This window comes from Ascidiaceihabitans donghaensis, from assembly GCF_900302465.1.
GTDB lineage: Bacteria > Pseudomonadota > Alphaproteobacteria > Rhodobacterales > Rhodobacteraceae > Ascidiaceihabitans > Ascidiaceihabitans donghaensis.
Genome location: NZ_OMOR01000003.1, coordinates 25,736 through 44,079, shown reverse-complemented (window position 1 = coordinate 44,079; position 18,344 = coordinate 25,736). Strand labels below are relative to the sequence as shown.

General features: G+C 56.4%; 13 protein-coding genes. 1 reads left to right on the top strand and 12 read right to left on the bottom strand.

The window, feature by feature from the left end; genetic code table 11:
* The 6 genes from tssC to ASD8599_RS19410 form a co-directional block, all read right to left on the bottom strand.
* Complete coding sequence (gene tssC, locus ASD8599_RS19435) at positions 1-1,491, bottom strand: type VI secretion system contractile sheath large subunit (protein ID WP_108830441.1); 1,491 nt, start codon at positions 1,489-1,491, stop codon at positions 1-3.
* The gene (gene tssB / locus ASD8599_RS19430; protein ID WP_108830440.1) at positions 1,491-2,024 is read right to left on the bottom strand and encodes a type VI secretion system contractile sheath small subunit; all 534 of its coding nucleotides are present in this window, start codon (positions 2,022-2,024) and stop codon (positions 1,491-1,493) included. The genes tssC and tssB overlap by 1 nt, the downstream gene beginning before the upstream one ends.
* A gap of 84 nt (positions 2,025-2,108) precedes the next feature.
* On the bottom strand, positions 2,109-3,497 hold the full coding sequence (locus ASD8599_RS19425) for a type VI secretion system protein TssA (protein WP_108830439.1): 1,389 nt from the start codon (positions 3,495-3,497) through the stop codon (positions 2,109-2,111).
* A 112-nt stretch (positions 3,498-3,609) separates the two neighbouring features.
* A complete protein-coding gene (tagH, locus tag ASD8599_RS19420; RefSeq protein WP_108830438.1) occupies positions 3,610-5,118 on the bottom strand; it encodes a type VI secretion system-associated FHA domain protein TagH in 1,509 nt (502 codons plus the stop codon).
* A gap of 52 nt (positions 5,119-5,170) precedes the next feature.
* The gene (locus tag ASD8599_RS19415) at positions 5,171-5,764 is read right to left on the bottom strand and encodes a DUF6931 family protein (RefSeq protein WP_108830437.1); all 594 of its coding nucleotides are present in this window, start codon (positions 5,762-5,764) and stop codon (positions 5,171-5,173) included.
* Between the two features lie 147 nt (positions 5,765-5,911).
* Positions 5,912-9,121 (bottom strand): reductive dehalogenase, encoded by a 3,210-nt coding sequence (locus ASD8599_RS19410; RefSeq protein ID WP_108830436.1) that lies wholly within the window; start codon positions 9,119-9,121, stop codon positions 5,912-5,914.
* 149 nt (positions 9,122-9,270) lie between these two features.
* Here ASD8599_RS19410 and ASD8599_RS19405 point away from each other — a divergent pair, with 149 nt between their 5' ends.
* Positions 9,271-9,714 carry a MarR family winged helix-turn-helix transcriptional regulator gene (locus tag ASD8599_RS19405; protein WP_181364570.1) on the top strand — a complete coding sequence of 148 codons (444 nt, stop codon included), beginning with the start codon at positions 9,271-9,273 and terminating at the stop codon, positions 9,712-9,714.
* Between the two features lie 24 nt (positions 9,715-9,738).
* On the opposite strand, the gene ASD8599_RS19400 is transcribed toward ASD8599_RS19405, so the two are convergent.
* The 6 genes from ASD8599_RS19400 to ASD8599_RS19375 all read right to left on the bottom strand — a co-directional run bounded on the left by ASD8599_RS19400 (position 9,739) and on the right by ASD8599_RS19375 (position 18,269).
* Positions 9,739-12,846, bottom strand: a complete 3,108-nt coding sequence (locus tag ASD8599_RS19400) for an FG-GAP-like repeat-containing protein (protein ID WP_245926167.1) — start codon at positions 12,844-12,846, stop codon at positions 9,739-9,741.
* A gap of 99 nt (positions 12,847-12,945) precedes the next feature.
* The gene (locus tag ASD8599_RS19395) at positions 12,946-14,139 is read right to left on the bottom strand and encodes a hypothetical protein (RefSeq protein ID WP_108830434.1); all 1,194 of its coding nucleotides are present in this window, start codon (positions 14,137-14,139) and stop codon (positions 12,946-12,948) included.
* 61 nt (positions 14,140-14,200) lie between these two features.
* Positions 14,201-14,617 (bottom strand): hypothetical protein, encoded by a 417-nt coding sequence (locus tag ASD8599_RS19390; protein ID WP_108830433.1) that lies wholly within the window; start codon positions 14,615-14,617, stop codon positions 14,201-14,203.
* Positions 14,618-14,804: 187 nt separating this feature from the next.
* A complete protein-coding gene (locus ASD8599_RS19385) occupies positions 14,805-15,932 on the bottom strand; it encodes a tetratricopeptide repeat protein (protein ID WP_108830432.1) in 1,128 nt (375 codons plus the stop codon).
* Positions 15,929-17,485: an SEL1-like repeat protein gene (locus ASD8599_RS19380; RefSeq protein ID WP_108830431.1), complete on the bottom strand. Its 1,557-nt coding sequence runs from the start codon at positions 17,483-17,485 to the stop codon at positions 15,929-15,931. Before ASD8599_RS19380 ends, ASD8599_RS19385 begins: the two co-directional genes overlap by 4 nt.
* A gap of 55 nt (positions 17,486-17,540) precedes the next feature.
* The gene (locus ASD8599_RS19375) at positions 17,541-18,269 is read right to left on the bottom strand and encodes a prepilin peptidase (protein WP_108830430.1); all 729 of its coding nucleotides are present in this window, start codon (positions 18,267-18,269) and stop codon (positions 17,541-17,543) included.
* Between the last annotated feature and the right edge of the window lie 75 nt (positions 18,270-18,344).

The window sequence follows — 18,344 nt, the reverse complement described above, 5'->3', positions numbered from 1 at the left end:
TTATTTGCCGTTCGGAATCTTGGACACGAGAGACATACCTACATTGACGCCTTCCAATTGGAAATGCGGCTTAAGGTAGAAATTCGAAGTGTAGTACCCCGGGTTCTCTTCGTCTTCAATGACTTCGACCTTGGCCCCTGCCAAGGGTTTCTTCGCCTTATCGAGATCGTTTGCGGTTTCCGGATTTGCATGGACGTATTTGTTGATCCACGTCTGCAAGTCCTTCTCGATCTTGATGCGATCGTCGCTTTTCCCGATTTTGTCACGCATCATGCACTTCAAGAAGTGGCTGAACCGTGACACGGCGAAGATATAGGGCAGGCGCGACGACAGATTGTCAGAAGCCGTGGCTTCCGCGTCCATGCGTTGCGTCGGTTTATAGAGGGTTTGGGCCCCGATAAACGCTGCCTTGTCTGTATTTTTGCGGTGCAACAAACCGATCAGGCCTGCATCGCTTAACTCTTTCTCACGGCTGTCCGGAATGGCGACTTCTGTCGGACATTTCAGATCTTTACCGCCATCACCCGTGTCAAACGTGTGGCTGGGCAGGTTCAACACTTCCCCCCCCGATTGCACACCACGGATTTGTACTGTCCAACCATGCGCTTTGTGGGCGCGGTTGATGTTGACGGCCATAGCATGGGCAGAGTTCATCCACCCGTATTTCATGCCATCGTGACCGTCGGTTTCTTCCTCGAAGTTGAATTCTTCAACCACGGAATTTGTGTTCTGACTGTAAGGCTCACGTGCAAGCACGCGGGGCAATGTCAGCGCCAGATAACGCGAATTTTCGCTTTCGCGCATGCCGTTCCATTTGGCGTATTCAGGGCGATCAAAGATCGAACCGATGTCATCTGGAACATCCATTTCGTTGTAGCTGTCCATGCCCAACAATTCAGGCGACGCAGCCGAAATGAACGGCGCGTGGGCCACCGCCGCAATACGGCTGATTTCACGCAAAAACGTGACATCGGGGCTGTCCATGCCAAAGTGGTAATCGCCCACAAGGCAACCGTAGGGTTTGCCGCCCAACGTACCCAGTTCTTCCTGGAAGATCTTTTTGTACAGTGGGGACGTGATCCACTTGTCGCCACGATATTGACGGAACTGTGCGTTCAATTCGTCTTTGGACGCATTGAAAACCTTGATTTTCATCGAGGAATCCGTGCGCGTGTTGTCCAGCGTATACGCCAAACCGCGCCAGCTGCTTTCCAGCTTCTGGAATTCTTCGTTGTGGATGATTTCGTTGACCTGAACAGTCAGCTGTTCGTCCAGCTTGGCTAGAATGGCGTCAAGCGTGTCGATCACATCATCCGCGATCAGGCTGTTGTCGCCCAGTGCTTCTTGCACCAGGGACACAACGGCGTTGTCGACTTCGGTTTCGGCGACCTTGCCACGTGGCTTGATCTTCTGCTTGAGCATGTCCGAGAATTCGTCAAGCTCCGTTAAACCGCCTGCGCTTTCTTCGACCTGTGAAGTTGCGTCACTCATCAATCGTTCTCCTGCTCGTCAGAGCCTTCCGCTTTTTCTGCCGCTGCACGTTCTGCCAAAGCAGACATCAGATCAGGGTCATTCAAAAGCTCTTTGATTTTGGCTTGCGCTTCGGGCTTGCCGTTCATGTAGCGTTGCAGGTTGGCAAGGTGCTTGCGCGCATCCAACAGCTTTTTCAGCGACGGCACCTGTTCGGCGACCTGTGCGGGGCCAAAGTCGTCCATGGACGAAAACTTGAGGTTCACACCCAGCTTGCCGCCTTCGTCCGTCAGCTTGTTGTCGACACGGAACGACAGGCCCGGCTCAACGTCGGCCATGAATTCGTCCAGCTTCTTGGCGGACACTTCACGGAAATCACGTTCGCCAACTGGCGCTTTTTCTTTTTCGGATGCATTACCGGACAGATCGGACATGATGCCCATCACAAACGGCAGTTCCACCATTTTTTCGCTGTCATATGGGTCTTCATATGAAATGTTAACCCGGCCCGGGTTGTTTGTTTTGACGAAATCCGTCGCTTTATCAGAAGCCATTAACTTATCTCCCTAGTTGAAAACAGTGAACCTTTAGCTGTGTCTCGAGTCAACAGCATTAACGCTGTTTTACACGGATTGGCATCAGTCCCCTGTGCTGACTTGTTTAGGTATTAAATCGGCGACAATCGCCTCGAAATCTTTGTCTAAATAGACCCGTGCCCGCACCAAAAGTAAAGGAATAGGGCTTGTCGGCTCATTGCGACGGAAAAAATCTTCCACGGCGCGCAATTGTGCGGCGACGTCTGCGCGGTTGTTCAATACAGGCGGCGTAGGATCAGGTTGGCTTGGATCATCAGCGGTACTGACCGCGCCCAGACCTTCGCTGGCCAGCGTCCGCAATTTGTCCATGTTCAATGCAAATCCGGTGCCGGGGCCAAAATCAATCACGGCCTTGTTGGCTTCGCCGGGCAACAGGGTTTCCAGCGCCTCGATCAGGGGCCGCCCTATCAAAAGGCGTGACTGTGTGACCAACAACAAAGCCGCTGACGACGGTTCAAACCGTGCCAAATACGTCTCGATGGCGCGCAATGTCACGCGGGCTTCGGGCTGTGTGGTGATCGAACCTGCAGCGGGGGCATCCGCCACAGACGTCGCTTTGGTCGCGGCGGGCGCGTCCCCGGTGGCTGGATCGTCCCCGGCGGCGCCTGCATCTTCGTTCGCGATTGCGTCATCGGCGCTGTCGTCCATGTCACCGGCGTCTTCAGCGGACCAGACTTGCAAATCTGCACGGCCCGAGCGGATCAACCCTTGGATGTCCGCGATGATACGGAACAACCCTTCCAGTTTCGGGGTGAATGCCCCTTCCGGTGCCTTCTTGGACAGCACCATAATTTTGTGCAGGGCTTGGGCAGTGCGCGTCAGAAAGGCGTGTGTGTCTTCGACTTCGGAGGCAGAGCCTATGTCGCTCATGATGCGGCCGGCATCTGCGCTTTCTTCGCCGCCACGCGCTGTTACGGCTTGGGTGGCGACCTGATACAGGCGGTAGGTGACATCGTCCGCGCCAGTCAGCGAAACATGCTGCATCGGTTGCAGAACTGTGTCGCTTTTTGTCAAAGCTTCAAGCGCCAGTTTGCGGTCGTTTGGATCAGCAGTCAGCGCGGGGTGGACATCAGGACCAAAGGCTTCGATCAGGGCTGCGATGGCTTCCACGGCTTCCATGAAGCCTTCAAGTTCGCCTGCCAGAATTTCCCATTGCGCTAAATATACCAGCAACCGGATGTCGCGGGTGTTTTGCAGCAAATCTTCGACGGCTTTGCGTTCTTGTTTGATTTTGACAGAGGACGGCTTGAACACTTCAAACTGTGCTGTTTCACCCTTTTCGCCACCAAAGACCTTCTTGGCGTAAATGGAGGGCAGGCGAATATCAACGTCGTCGAGGTAATCGATGTAATCATCATCACCTTCAAGATCCAAATCCAAGCCGCATGGCTCATCTGGGTGGATCGGCTGTGTGAGCCATTCAAACGACATCTAAAATACGGTCCTCTTAACGCGGGTTTAACAAAGTCTTAAAGTCAGCGGAGACGGGGGGTAAAGTCAAGTACGGATGTCCTTACCTTTGATGCCGCGCAAGTGCACATAGCTACGACCCTTCATTGCCAACGACATCTGCGTAAGCTTTTGCAAAATGGACTAAAAATTCGCCAAGCATACCGTTCTCATGGGGTGATGTTTTCTGGTCCCACCGCTCTACAAAGGTTTCCCAGGCCTTGGTGCGTTTGCCGCCGCCCACGCTGCCCAACATGCCGCCCCCGCTGCCTGCGCTTTCTTCGATTTCTTCAGGGTAAAGCCCGGTCAAAAGCTGGGCCAACGCAGGCTGGATGGCGGCGAACACTGCCGTTTGGTGAACCCGTACGTCCCGCAGGGCTTCGGCCACGCCTTCGGGCCCTTTCAAAAACCCCGCACGGTGCTTGAGGTACATGGCTTCGATGGCTTGTTCGGCATCGGGCAAGAACTTGAGCGGGTTGTTGTCAGAGTTGCGCCGCATGGTGCGTTCGCCGCCACGCGTAAACTGCTTGGCCGCGTCGCGCACCTGCAACAACGTCATCAGCTCACCTGCCACATGCCGTGTGCTTTGCCCAAGGGCGCGGGCCAATTCCACGGGATCGACATCGCCGTAGGCATCAGGCGAAATGCCTGCAGCTTCACAAAAGGCGCGCACGACATCGTTTTGACCGGACCCCATCGCAGGGGCTGCGGCTGGCACAGGGATCGGGTCGGGACGTGCCATTTGGGCGGCATCTGGGCGCGGGGCAGCGGCTAAGGGGGCAGGTGCGCCTGGGACAGGCATTTCAACGGGTGGGGCCGTCGGGTTTGTGTAAATGGGCGCATCAAGTGGCGGCTGGGGCGCCGCTTGTGGGACAGGCTGCGGAGCCGCTTGTGGTATGGGTTGTGGCGCAGGCTGCGGCGCGGGTGTTGGCATCGGCGGTGCCGCAATCGGGGCAGGGGTCGGCATCGCTTGGGGGGGCGTTGTCAGATGGGCAGGCATCTGGATATTGCCACCACCCTGCGGGGCCGCAGGCGCTGGATCAAAGCTGGACGGCAGCGCAAAAGGGTCATCGTCCAAAGGCTGTGGGGTGACGGGCGGCATAGACACGGGGTTGGCGATGAAATCATCAGCAAAGTCTTCGCGCCGCGCGGTGGGTGCTTGCGGGGCCACATCAACGGGGGCCGCGTGACCGCCCATGTCCCACGGATCGCCACTTGCTGCGGGGGTCGCGGCGGCGGCGGGGGCCCATGTGTTGGCTTGCGCGGCGGGTGGAGCTGCTTGTGCGGCGCTTTGGATGTGGGCCACGATGTAATACGGTCCCACCTGAAAACGGTCGCCGGAATTCAAACGGTGCGGTTGTTCAAGGCGGTAGCGACTGCCCTGCAAAAAAGTGCCATTGGTGGACACGTCTTGCAAAAAATAAGCGCCATCCTGAAACAGAATGTTAAAGTGGTGCCCCGAAATATGCTTGGTCGGATCGGGCAGTGTCCAGTCGCGCACCGACGCACGCCCGATCTGTGCGCCCTGTCCTGTCACAGAGAACTGGGCAGGACCACCATCATCCAGCATGTCATAGTTTTCGATTTGCAACGTCAGGGTCATGAAGTCTCGCCGTGTGCGCCTATGGGCGTTTTAATGTAAATGCTGGTGGAGGTTAGTAAACCCGATAAAGCGATTCCGCCATGTCGATGAAGCGCGCCAGATACACGGGGCGGCGTGTAAGGTCGGCGCGGGCCAGACAGGACAATACGCTAGAGTTTATGGACCGGGGCGCGCGGTAGGGCGGCACGGGTGCTGGATCATTGGGCGCGATGGATCCGCCAGACCAGCCCACGGCCAGCCCTAACATCACTGCAGGGGTGCGCCCGTTGGCCCAAAGCGCTTCTTTCATGATGCTGTGGCGCAAATCCTTGGTCGGCGTTGCGATCCAGGCCGCGATCATTTCCATAAAGGCGCGGTCGCGCTGGTCCAGCACTTCGGGCATCACACGCAAACATTCGTGGCCCCACCAAATCGCCATCTGGGGCAAAGCCGCAAAGGCGGTGTAGGTCACGGCCTCTTCCGGTGTGGTCGAAGACCGCAACCGTCCCAGATAGTGCAAGGCGTCTTCGTTCTCGCGCGGGCGTTGTTGGGTCAGTTCTGCGATCTGGGGCAGAGCTGCATATAAATCCTGTGGTGTATCAAACCGAAGCGCCCCTTGGGGTGGGCGCGTTTTGTCTGCGTCGTCCTCATTCAATACATCATTCATCGTGATCAAGGCCCAGAATCAAAACAGGAATTTAGAAATGTTAACGTGCGCAACTGTCCACAAAAACAGGGGGACTGGTCAAGAGGGCAGTGTCGATTAGCTGGTGTTGTGTGCACTTTATACGTGTCGAACGGTGTTGTTTCGGCCTCAAAGGTCGATTTCCAGAACCCCGTCCTTGGTTGCGGCCCGACTTTGGCACAAGATCATCGTGTTGGCGCGCTGCGCACGAGATAGCACAAAATCCCGGTGCTCCACCTCGCCGGCCAGAACGCCGCATTTGCAGACCCCGCAAATACCGTCAGCGCATTTGACGTCCACCGCGATGCCGTTGTCCTGCAAAACATCCGTGGCTGTTTTGTCGGCAGGCACAGCCAGAGTACGTCCCGATTTCGCCAGCTTTAGTGTAAAGGCATGGTTTTCAAAATCGGGTTGGTCAGGCACCGAGAAATACTCCAGATGCTGCGCATCTTCAGGAAAACCCGCCTGCGTGGCTGCATCCAGCACGGCCGTCATGTAACGTTCGGCCCCACAGGTATAAAGGTGCCAACCTTCTGAATAGCCTTTCAAAATCGTATCGAAATCGGCGCGGGTGTCTTCATCGGTGACATGGATGTGCACGTTCTGCGCCCAAGGGAATTGGGCAATCTCATCCAAAAGCGCCATGGTTGACCGTGACCGCCCCGAGTAGTGCAACACAAAATCACGGCTCTGCGCATGCAGTTCATGTGCCATTGCAATCATTGGCGTAATCCCGATGCCACCCCCCATCAGGATGGATTTTGACGCGGATGGGTCCAGTCCAAAGTGATTGACCGGATGCGAGATAAAAACCTTTCGGCCAACCGTGAATATGCGGTGCAGCAGTTTTGATCCGCCGCGGCCCTCGGCCTCTCGCAGCACAGCTATCTGGTATTTCGAGCGGTCCGCAGGATTGCCAGACATGGAATATTGACGCAGAAATTCGGGGGCCACGACAATATCAAGGTGCGCCCCGGCGGCCCAAGGGGGCAAATCAGCACCATCTACCGGCGTAAATTCGTAAAGGGTGATGCCTTGGGCCGTTTCTGTCGCGCGGGTGATTTGAACTTGAATGACGGGGCTGTCCCCATGCGCCGGATACAGATGCACGGCACTTTCGTCGCCTTGGGCCAGTCGTGCTTTGTAGGTGTCGGCGGGGATCATCGCTTTGTAGGCTTTGATCCCTGCTTCGCGGTCCATCGGAAACGGATAGGGGTAGGGATGGGGGGCCAGAGGCGCAGGGTAAACGGCCAGCGTCTGGTCCTCGTATTTCAGGTCCAGATCTTTTTGCAAGGTGCGGGCGTTTACGGGATGTTTGGTGGGGCGGTAGCCGCCGTCTTCCTCGATCTCCAGATCCCACCACCACTTTTTCACAGGGTTCAAACCGCCGTTGCCCACAACATCGTCCAATTTGGCCAGCGCCGGGGCCAGTTGTGGCACGTTCATCGCGGCCCACCGCACAGGTTTATCGCGAAAGATGCCTTCCAAGTTCCATGGGCAGGTTTTCATGCAGCGCCCGCACATGGCCCCACCGGGGGTCGTGATGCGGTAGGTTGCGCATTTCTGGCTGTCAGATTTCCAAATCTCATAGCCATTGAACATCAGTTTGGGGCCTGCCGTGATGGCGCCTGACGGACATTCGCGCGCACATTTGTTGCACGACCCGCAGAAGGTTTGCAGCCCAAAGTCGATGGGTTTGTCATGTGTCATAGGCAGATCGGTGGTGATCGTGCCCGATTTCAGGCGCGGCCCCAGATAGGGGTTCAGAATGACCTCGCCGATGCGGCTGACCTCACCCAGCCCCGAAAGCAGCAACAAGGGGGGCTGCAATACTTCGCCGTCCATAACGGTATGGGCCTTTGCCTTATAGCCAAGGTTGCGGATTTGCTTGGCGATTACACCGCCCAACAACGAAAAGCGCAAATAGGCGCGCATGGATTGGGCCACGGCGATCCAGTCGTCACCAGAGGAGCCTTCCATGGTTTCATAGCCCTGATCGATGATCATGTTGATGGCCTGATCATGGGGCGGATCAATGACGTCGCCCCGTGCGTCATGGCTGTACCATGCCCAATCGGGGCAACGTGAAATGCCAACGGCGTCGGCGCCCAACCAGTAGGATGTGGCCTTGACCAGTGCGGCTGCGTCTTGTGGTGACATTGGCACTTTGCGGTCGGCGGCGTCCCCGTCTTGCAACAGCACAAAGGCCCCAAGTGCGCGGCGTTGCGCCATGCTGGTTGGCGCTTGGGCAACATAGCGTCCGCCTTTCGCCCCATCCTGCATTTTTTTGCCCATGTCACCAAACTGCGCCCGCGCAAACATATCGGTGCGTTTGGGCACACGCGCCACACGGTCTTCGTCGATGTATGTGGTGGGGGTGTTGACACGTTTCAGTTTTTCAAACGGATGCGCCCCATCTACAAATCGGCGCTTGGCATATGGCACGGCGTTCATCGCGTTTTTGGCTGAGGAGGTGCCCAACCGCCACGCAGCACCAAAGGCCGATTTAGGTTGGGCAGACAGGGGCGCCAACGGCTGATCCGCAGCCAATTCAAATGTGGTGGTGACGGCCCCGATCCCGAACCGCGTTCCGATGTAGGGATGCATCAAAGTGCCGTTTTCGACGGTCGCCAGCCCCGCTGCAACCGCAAGCTTCCCCAGATCAACGTCCGATGAAGCAACCGTGTGACCACGCGCATCATAGCCCAAAAGCCGGAGGTAATTGGCAAGCACTACGGCGGTTTCCGCGGCCAACAACCCTGCACGGTGCGCTTGCGCGTCCTTTATCCATGCGGTGCCTTCTTCGTCTTTATGGGGATCGCGCGGGTTTTCGTACAAAAACACAAGCGCATGGGTGTGTGCCCCAATATCAGTTGGGCTTGCTGCGATGGATTCTTTCAGGTCGGCCATTATCATGTCGATGCCGGCGGCCAGTGTTTTGGTTTGGCGCGTTTTCAGGTCCTCGGCCAAGCGACCGACGTCGAGGTTGATGAATGGCCTGCGCAACAGCGCATCGGTTGGCAATGTACAGACGCCCACGTCAGCGGCATCTGCGAAATATCCAAATGCCTTCAGGTGGTTGGCGCGCGTCTTGCGGTCGTGGGGCGTTTCAGCGATTGCCCCGTTGATCAGGCCATCGCGGATGGCGTCCAGCATGGCCTGATGTTCGCGCATCGCGTTGATGATGGACGATGTATTGTCGGGGGCGTCAAAGCGAAGCTGTTGAATCGGGGGCACGGCGGACAAGTCCGGTGCCGTCGCACGACGGGCCAAGCGTTCGGTGGGATAGGGGCCCATATGGACCGGACGGTCTTTGTCAGAAAAAAAACGAGATGTCATGGCCTCAGGTTTAACAGGAAGATTGCAAACGTAAATAGTTATCATAAGCAATCAAATTGAATGTACCTGCAAAACTGCCTGTTTTCGCCGCCTCATCTTGTGCATATTGGCATGACGTTGCCTGCTCTTTCAGATTTGGACCCATGCGCATGACTTACCAGCTCCAGAATCGACTTGGTTTCAAACTCAGCCGTTTGTCGCGTATCATGCAAAGCCGCCTTGGGGCGGATTTGGCGGCACATGGTTTGACCCGTTTGAAATGGTGTGTGCTGGCCAGCGTCGAGATGGAGCATCTGAACACGCCTTCGGAATTGGCCGACAACATCGGAATTACACGTCCCGCGATGTCGCGGTTGCTTAAGGCTATGACAAAAGACGGGCTGATCGAACGCCGCTTGAACCATGAGGACGGTCGCGCCCGCCAAATCATGGTTACAGCCCGCGGAAAGCAAAAAGTCGCGACCTGTTGGCCGCTGGTGCAGGCCAATCAGGATCATTTCCTGAACAAATTAACCGCAGACCAGCACGACAGTCTGAACGAGGCGCTGCGCCTTATGATCCGCGATGAAGCGGGCACATTCGACGATATCTAAACGGTGGCGTGGCCGTGGCGGATGTTATTGTGCCGGGTGGCGTGTGATGGTGTATTTTTGACCGATCTCCAATCGCCCTTCGATCGTGCTGGCCTCGCCAGTGGCCCAATGCACATCGACCTTCGTGGCATGGGTTTCATCCCCCAACCCAAAGTGAACGCGGGGCGCGTCGAAGGACATAAAACCACCGCCCAACTGAACCTCGCGGCGTTGAATGCGCCCGCTTGCGTCATGTAGTTTCACCACGGCTCCGATACCGTCGCGATTGCCTTGCAAATCCTGTAGATCAAAAACAATGCCACGTGTCTGTGTGTTGTTGGTGAAAACTGTGATGGGGCCGTTTACCGTATGGGTGATCATGTCCAGATCTCCATCATTGTCCATGTCAAAGCGTGTGGCGGCTGCGGTCATCATGTAATCTTCCAGCCCAAACGGCCCTGATGCTTCGACAAATGTGCCACCCGTGTTGTGGAAAAACAGGTTTGAGGGGGACACCTCGTTGGGGACCCATGTGCCGTTCACGATATAGACGTCTTGCCATCCGTCATGATCAAAATCGGCAATCTTGGTGTCCCAGCTCCAGCCGCCGACATCCAGTCCGCGCGGTTCGGCCTGATCCTCGAACGCGGAGCCTTGCCACGTTAAAAGCACGTTGGATCGCCGGATTTGCAAATGCGTCAGCGCAATTTCCAAAGCCGTTGGCGTGCGGGAGGGTTTGAAATGCAGCGCACAATAGGCTTGCGCCACGGGTTGGCCCACAGGGATCAGCTTGCACACATTAGGGTCACGTTTTTGGATGGCGAGGTCCTTGACCAGCATCGCGCGGCATTGGTCTTTGTTGACGCCTGACAGCGTCTGGCAACGCGCAGCATATGTCGGGTCAAAGTTGTTGCCCGATTTGTACCAGCCTTTGATGGCCATGTTTTCAAGACATTTGGCTTTGTCTTCGGCATGGTCGACGCCGTCGCAATACTGCGCCAAAGGCTGCATTTTCAGCGTTTCGGACACTCCCGAAGATCGTCCTGCAATCTGTGCAAGATAAATGTCGGGATGGCCGTTGTTCATCAGGTCGGCGGTTTTTACGGCCATAGTGGTGTCGGTGGTGTGCGGGATCAAGGCGTCGTCTGCCACAACCATATCCAACGCGCCCGCCCCGTCGCCTTTGTAGAAATAATCGGGGATTTCAAAATCGTTGCCCACGATCAGGTCCGCTGTGCCGTTGGCGTCAAAATCTGTGAACAGAATGCTGAGTGTTTCGCCGGGGATGCCGGGCAAATCGGTGAAGGCGTCGCCAGACAGTGCGCCGTTGTTCCAGATCACGCGGTTGCGGGATTCCTCGCCGGGGATGCGACGATACCAACCAGCCGCCCAATTGCCCAAGGCCGCGTCCAAATCACCGTCGCGGTCCACATCAGCAAAGCTAAGGGCCATTGTCATCACTGCATCGTCACGGTTTTTCACGGGGCGCATCGCCGCAAAATCGAACCGCCCTTGTGTGTTTGGTACGATGAAATTGCCCGTCAAATAGGTTGCCAGAAACAAATCAAGCCAGCCGTCATTGTCGATATCCACCAAAACAGCGTTAAAAATAAGCATGTCCCGCAAAGCCGTGAATTCACCCAGATCAACAGGTGCAAACTGCCCGTCGCCTGTGTTCGTAGACAGATACACCCCCGCTTGGGTCGAGGCGATCACCAGATCCAAATCGCCGTCGCGGTCGAAATCACCCGATGCCACACTGCGCCCTTCCCAAAAGGGTGGCCACATATCGCGCATGGAAAATTCCAAAGGCTTGTGAATGCCTATTGTACGCGCTTCTGCGCGGGTGAACGGCGTGGTGGCCGGGGCGGACACAGGGGCCAGTGGCTGCGCGGTCACGGTAATATCATCAGATGCGGTCCAAGGGTACGCTTCGCTGGCATGTGCGCCCCAAAATACCGGCTCAGGCTGTGCGTTGCCTTGCAGCAAAAGATCCAGGGCGCGCTGGGATTGCCAATTGTAATACCCCTGCGCCCCCGCCCCCGCCGCAATACCCAAGGCACAGACGACGCCTGACAAATAGGTCGCAGCCTTCAGACCGACAGACTGCCGCACGATAAAAAACGAATAGATTGAAAACGTGCCAAGCGTGAACAGCAAGGCCATCACATATCCATGGGCCAGTCCTGCGCTGATCAAGACGCCACACAGGACCACGTCAAAGGCGATGGGGGCGGGCAAGAATAGCCCGACACCAGCGACCAGAACCAGCACTATTACAGAAAACCCGATGCCGGTGATCAGGGAGGGGGGCAAAAGGGTGGCGGTCAGCGCCCCCAAGAAACCCGCCAGCACCATCAAGGGCACTGTCATTCTGGCAATGTACCAAAGGTTCGAAACATAGCTTTTGGCAACTGCCACAAAGGCCGTCCAAAGCGTGTCTGGGCGCGGACGTACCCCAGTTTGTGCCCCTGCCTGCAAAGGTGCCGGAAGGGGGCAGATGACTTCGTCCGCGGGCAATTCAATCTGTGGCAATATACGGCAGATCAATGGCACGGCGATCAGGATGACAAATAGGCTTAGGGCGATTTTGGTCACGGCCATATAGAACGGCAACAGGGAAAACAGCATCGTTAACACAACGATGTTCAATGTGGGCGATGCGATCATTGCGGCCAGTGTCGTTTCAGCCCGCAACCCTGCGGAATACATGCCGCGTGCAATCGGGGCTGCGCAGTTGACACAAACGCCAAGAGGGGTGCCGATCACCAGTCCAAGGGCTGCATTGGCAAAGCTGTTGCGAAATGACCGGGTTGTCAGAAACGGCACCACTGTCAGGAAGGCTGCGGCAAACAGGATGCCAAAGCTCATGCCTTTTTTGTTGGTGTTGATCCAGTTGAGGGTGCTGAAAAAGACCCGCTCGAACAGGGTCATGTCGGGGGTCAGGGTGAACCACGCCTCAAATCCCAGCGGGTCTTCGAGCTGGATAGCCCCTGACATCATCGCCTTTTCATCCAATGCGGGATAACGCGATCCAGTCCAGAAAAGATAGGCCAACACAACAACGATCAACACCGCTAACGCAAAGCGGAGCCCTTGGCCCGGATGTATTAATCCTGGTTTCGCATGGTGCGATACGGTCACGTCAGACACGAAAATCCCTCAAGATGCGGCCAATTCTTTGGTTGAAAACAAACAAGGCCCCGGTCACAAAATGCGTCCGGGGCCTTGCAAAGTCAAAGACCTTTGGGCTTAGCCTTCGTCGGCTTCCATCTCGTTCAGACGCGCTTCCAACACGCCAATCTCGGCGTTGAGTTGTTGGATAAAGATGTGCGCGTGCTCAAGCTCGTTCAGCATACGCAGCATCTTTGTCGTCACGTCCAAAGGCTGGTCGGGAAGGGTTGGACCAACAGCAGGCAAGTGCTTGTTTGCCCACATTTGTTCCGCATGGGCTTCGATGGTAGGGACAGTGTAAACATCGGGATCAAAGACCGCGTCACACGGCGTGCCAGCGTCACAAATCCCGGACGTGCCTGTCACCAAGCCGCCCAGCAAGGTCAGGTTTCCGCTGGTGTCCAGCTTCATTTCCAGACCTGAAACAAGGTTGTTAGAGAACCGCAATTCGGTAGAATTGTTCTGGATATTCCAGTTGCCGCCAGATGCTTGTGAGCTGTCTTTCAAGCTGAAAAATACGCCGCCGTTGTTGGACAGTTGCATCAAGGTACGGTTGCTTACTGAAGAATCAGCTTCTTCAACAAGAAACCCTGCTGTGCCGTCAGTGCGGCGCAAGTGCAAAGCCGCATTTGGCGATGTGGTGCCAAAGCCCACGCGATTATTCGAGGTAATCATAATCGACGCATCAGCTGAATTTGGCTGGATGCGCAGCGGCAGTTTGCTGCTGTTTGTTGCGTCGCGAATAAAGAAGTTCGCTTCGTTGCCTGCCATGTCCCAAATCTGGGGCGTGAACCCGCTGGACCCGTCTTGTTCCAAGCGTAATGTTGGTGTGTTGCCCTCTTTAACGTGAAGGTTAACGACTGGTGTGTTGGTGCCAAAGCCCACGCGACCACCATCCTCGATGTATACGGAATCGGTCGGAGCGCTGCCTTCGATAGTGAACGGCACACGGCTTGCCGTCAGATCTTCAACGGAGAATTTGTTGGCGCCGCCATTGCTTGAATCGTTAAATGTCAGCTGCCAATCGGTGGAGGGGAAGCTGGCCGAGACTGATGTATCGTCTGCGCGGATGCGCAAGTTGTTTTCCTTAAGCCGCAGCGTATCAAAACCGAAGCTTTCGCCATTGTTGCAGTCGATGCCGATACACGCCGATCCTTGAACGATCAAATCGTCAACGATCACGTTGTCAGCAAAACTGGTGTTGGCCATCAATACCAACGCCCCGGTTGTCAAAGCCGTGCTAAGGCGCAGTTTTTTGGAATAGTTTGTCATCTTGTCCCCCTAAAGGTCTTTTTTGAAATGCATCAGCGCCACCCACGACGACCTTGCAATGTTATTCTTCTTTGACGTCTTTCGGCGTCACAATCACGCCACGGTACACCGTAAAATGGCCGTTCAGACGGTAGGCTTCGGCCAAGCTGTCTTTGCTTGCGTCACCGCGTCCATTGTTTTGTTTGTTCACGATCTTAACCGTGTTTTCCGTGGCTGCCGACAATTCGTAACGGTAAATTCCGTCTTGAACTTGGTCGCCATTCAGTTGGAACACCGGTGTGCCCGATTTTGCGAAAATGGTCGTTACAGCGCCGTCCGGGGCCTGAATGATCATTGATGTGTTGGTCAGGCCCGTCCAGTTTTCGAACCAGACCGCATTTGAATTGTGCTGTTGCACAGGTTTTGGCGTTTCTTTTGCAATCGCCACCGAAGCGGCCATGCCAAGCGCCAGTCCGAAACTGATCAATTTTGTCTTCATATGTCGCCTCCACTGGCGGCCGCTAAATCAAAACATAAAATACCACACGCACAACGGCGTTTGAAACACAGATAACAATAGCACAATTTTTGTTTTTGAGGCAAACTGTTCTTTGTGCCAACCTTTTGAAATTTGATCATGCAATCAAATCCAAAAAGGTGGATAAGCCACTGGCAACACGCACTTTCTAGTCTTGGTTGAAAAATGTGCTGGCCAGTGACTGGGCCATGTTCACCTGTTCAGGTGTCATTTTTTGATTCAGCGCATCGCCAAGATTGGCAGGCACATCTGCGCCATGTGATCGCGCCAACAAAACCCACATCTGTGCCAGTACATAGTCTTGTGGCAGGCCCTCGGCGCGCAAGTACATACCGGCCAAGTTAATCATGGAAGGCCCATGCCCGGCTTTGGCCCCGCTTTCAAACAAACGCGCTGCGCGTTTGAAGGTATCAAACGACGTGTCGGCGTTCTGCACCAACACCCAACCCAACTGAAACTGCGCAACAGGTTCACCCGCATCTGCCGCGCGGCGCAACAGATCCAGCGCATCGGTATTCTGCGTGACGGGTTTCAGCCGTGTGTCGTAGACGAAAGGCACGGTGTCGACGGCCTCGGTCCCGCGTCCGCCCGCACGGTACAAGGCTGCGGCTTGCGCTTCGTCTATGGGCACTCCGTATCCGTTTTCATACATGACCCCAAGGTTGGTCATGGCCGTCTTCAGCCCCTGATCAGCCGCCGCTTTAAAGAATTCTACGGCTTTTTCATAATCTTGCGGCACCCCTGTGCCGCGCACATACAGCAGCCCCAAATTGTTCAAAGCCCGTGGGTTGCCTTGGCGGGCAGGACCTTCGTAAAGGGTGCGGGCTTTGATCAGATCCTGGGCAACACCGCGTCCTTCTTGGAACAGCACCCCAAGATGCACAGCCGCTTCAAGGTGGCCAAGGTCTGTGGCGGTTTCATACAGCTGCGCCGCGCGCACCACGGACGCATCATCCAGTTCCAGAATTTTTGCGAGATCAAAAATATACTGTGGATCGCCACCTGCGGCTGCTTGTTCCAGATACTGAAGGGCGGCCACTGTGTCTTGCGGTACACCCAAGCCTTCAAACAGATAGCGGCCCAGAAAATTCTGGGCAGGGGCGAAGCCAAGGCTTGCGGCCTGTTCGAAATAGCGCGCGGCGGCCGCATAGTTTTGCACCACCCCCTCGCCAGAGTGGTATTGCAGGCCAAGGGCGTATTCGGTCTCTTGGGCCTGTGCGCCAAATCCAAGCCCCAGCCCAAAAGCCAAAGTTATGGCCAGAACAGTTTGCTTCATTTGGTGTCGCTTTGTGTGACTGTCTGCGCTGTCTGGGGCACCTGTGCATCCGCACGTTCAAAAAACGTCCGCGCAATCGTTTGGGCCTTTGCCACATTATCTGGTGTCATCAGATCGTTCAGAAGGCTGCGGGTTTCGCTTGCTTTGATGTGGCCGCTGGCCGCTGCGATGTTCATCCACGCATGGGCCTGCACATAATCCAGGGGGGCACCGGCACCGGTGCTATAGGCGTCGCCCAACCGGTATTGCGATGGCACGTGACCTGCCAAAGCTGCGAGTTCCAGCCAACGGATGGCGTCCGTGGCACGGCTTTCTTGTGTCAGCAGCCACTGGCCCAACGCCGCCTGCGCAGGGCGCACACCTGCATCGGCTTGTGTGGTCAGCCAGACCTGTGCCGCGTCTGATTGGTCACCGTCCAGCAAAACCGCAACCCACCCAACAGCGTCATGTGGCGCAAGCGTCGCATCGAAATCGCCTGCCAGTGTGCGTTGGCCCAACAGTTGCGCGGCCAATGTCGATCCTTGTTCGACAGCCAGCTGGTACAAAGCAAAAGAGGCCGCGGGATCTGCCTGCACTCCACGCCCGGTTTCTACCATGCGCGCAAGTGCCAATGTCGCCCGCGCCAAACCGCGGTCAGAGGCACGTTGATACCACTGCGCCGCCAAGGCGTCGTCGCGCGGCAAGACGGTGCCTTGTGTGTATCCAAACCCCAAATTCGACATCGCACCGGGATCACCTGCTTGTGCGGCGGCCTGAAGCCAACGCAATGCCTCTGTGGGGTCGGGATCGAAATCTTGTGTGCCTTGCAAGTATTTGGTGCCCAACGCCCGTTGCGCCAGCACATGGCCCGCTTCGGCTGCACGGCGATAGTTGTCCAAAGCCGCTGTGGCGGATTTGTTTGCCCCGCGCCCTGTGTCATATGCAACAGCAAGATTGTACTGGGCTTCAGGCACGCCGTTGCTGGCTGCTTCTTCCAGCCAGCGCAAAGCGTCAGGGGCACTTTGTGCCACCCCGCGCCCTTCGGCATAGGCTTGGCTTAATGCATATTGGGCGTCTTTGTTGCCATCTTCGGCAGCCGCCAAAAACCAGTTAAAGGCGGTTGTCGCATCCTGCGGCACGCCATCGCCTTCTGCATAAAGCCGCCCCAGAAAATACTGCGCTTGCGTCTTTCCGCGGGCCGCTGCGGCCTCGAACAAAGTGGCGGCGCGGGTGGCATCACGTGCCGGCCCGCGCGTCAGCAGGATTTGCCCCAAAAGCGTCGCGGCATCCGTGTTGTTCTGCGCCACGGCTTTTTCCAACCAAAGCTTTGCGTTTTCCGGATCGGCTGGCCCCCCGCGGCCTTCCAGCAACACACGCCCATACCGATATTGCGCCAGAGCACTGCCGTTTTCCTGGGCCAGATACGCCAGACCTTTGCGCACAAACACGAAATCGCCCCGCGCCCAGGCCTGTTCAACCTGTGCCATGTCGGGCGGGGTCCCGGTTTGGGACCCGTCTTGAGCCACGGCAGGGCTGATCAACAGGAAAATAGCAAGGCAAAGGGGGCGAAACATCAGGGCAGATATCCTTAAATCAATAGCTGCGACGATAGTCAGGTGAAGGGTCGCGTCAAGCCAAGAAGAACAGCCATATCAACGCCCCTGCACAACATAAAGCGGCCCCGAATGGCACCGGATGGTGCGCGTCCAATTTGCGCTGCCACAGGGCCAGCCCCAACCCGATCACTGCCCCGACCAAGACCAACACTGGCAATTCATAAGGGCCAGCCAGCGCCCCAAGCCCCACCATCAGCTTCACATCGCCAAGCCCCAATCCGTCGCGCCCCCGCAGTTTTTTGTAAGCGACACGTACTGCCCAAAAACTGCCCGCGCCGAAAACAGCGCCCCAGAATGCTGGCGCCAGACCAATGCCAATAGGCAAGGCGGCCAGCCCGAAAGTCGCCAAAGCCAAGGTCAAGGTCAAAGCATCAGGCAGACGCAACCACAACAGGTCTGTTAACGCCAAGGCGATGAGGGCCCAAAGCATCACGGCGGTTAAAGTGATTTCCAGCGGGCTGCCGCCTGCGCTGATGGCCAAAACCCCTGCGCCCATCGCCAAGATTTCGGCATAAAGCACCCAAGGTGGAATAACCGCGCCACATCGGCGGCACCGTCCGCGCGACAAAACAAAAGACAGCATAGGGATTAGGTCCGCCCAGCCCAACCGTGTGCGGCAACTGCGACAGGCAGACGGGGTGCGGATCACGTCTTCGTCTCGTGGCAGCCGGTCTACCAAAAGGGCAAGGAACGATCCGACACAGGGGCTTATGCACAAAAGAAAGACTGAAAAAGATGTCATATTCTGCAACTTCAACCTTGGATTATGCAATCACGCAAAAGAGGTGCCAAACCCCGCATCTTTCTGACTGCGGCG

Coding starts and splice junctions, on each gene's coding strand:
- ASD8599_RS19410 (WP_108830436.1), bottom strand. CDS start 9,121: ATGACATCTCGTTTTTTTTCTGACAAAGACCGTCCGGTCCATATGGGC.
- tssC (WP_108830441.1), bottom strand. CDS start 1,491: ATGAGTGACGCAACTTCACAGGTCGAAGAAAGCGCAGGCGGTTTAACG.
- ASD8599_RS19415 (WP_108830437.1), bottom strand. CDS start 5,764: ATGAATGATGTATTGAATGAGGACGACGCAGACAAAACGCGCCCACCC.
- ASD8599_RS19385 (WP_108830432.1), bottom strand. CDS start 15,932: ATGAAGCAAACTGTTCTGGCCATAACTTTGGCTTTTGGGCTGGGGCTT.
- ASD8599_RS19380 (WP_108830431.1), bottom strand. CDS start 17,485: ATGTTTCGCCCCCTTTGCCTTGCTATTTTCCTGTTGATCAGCCCTGCC.
- ASD8599_RS19405 (WP_181364570.1), top strand. CDS start 9,271: ATGACTTACCAGCTCCAGAATCGACTTGGTTTCAAACTCAGCCGTTTG.
- tssB (WP_108830440.1), bottom strand. CDS start 2,024: ATGGCTTCTGATAAAGCGACGGATTTCGTCAAAACAAACAACCCGGGC.
- ASD8599_RS19425 (WP_108830439.1), bottom strand. CDS start 3,497: ATGTCGTTTGAATGGCTCACACAGCCGATCCACCCAGATGAGCCATGC.
- ASD8599_RS19390 (WP_108830433.1), bottom strand. CDS start 14,617: ATGAAGACAAAATTGATCAGTTTCGGACTGGCGCTTGGCATGGCCGCT.
- tagH (WP_108830438.1), bottom strand. CDS start 5,118: ATGACCCTGACGTTGCAAATCGAAAACTATGACATGCTGGATGATGGT.
- ASD8599_RS19375 (WP_108830430.1), bottom strand. CDS start 18,269: ATGACATCTTTTTCAGTCTTTCTTTTGTGCATAAGCCCCTGTGTCGGA.
- ASD8599_RS19395 (WP_108830434.1), bottom strand. CDS start 14,139: ATGACAAACTATTCCAAAAAACTGCGCCTTAGCACGGCTTTGACAACC.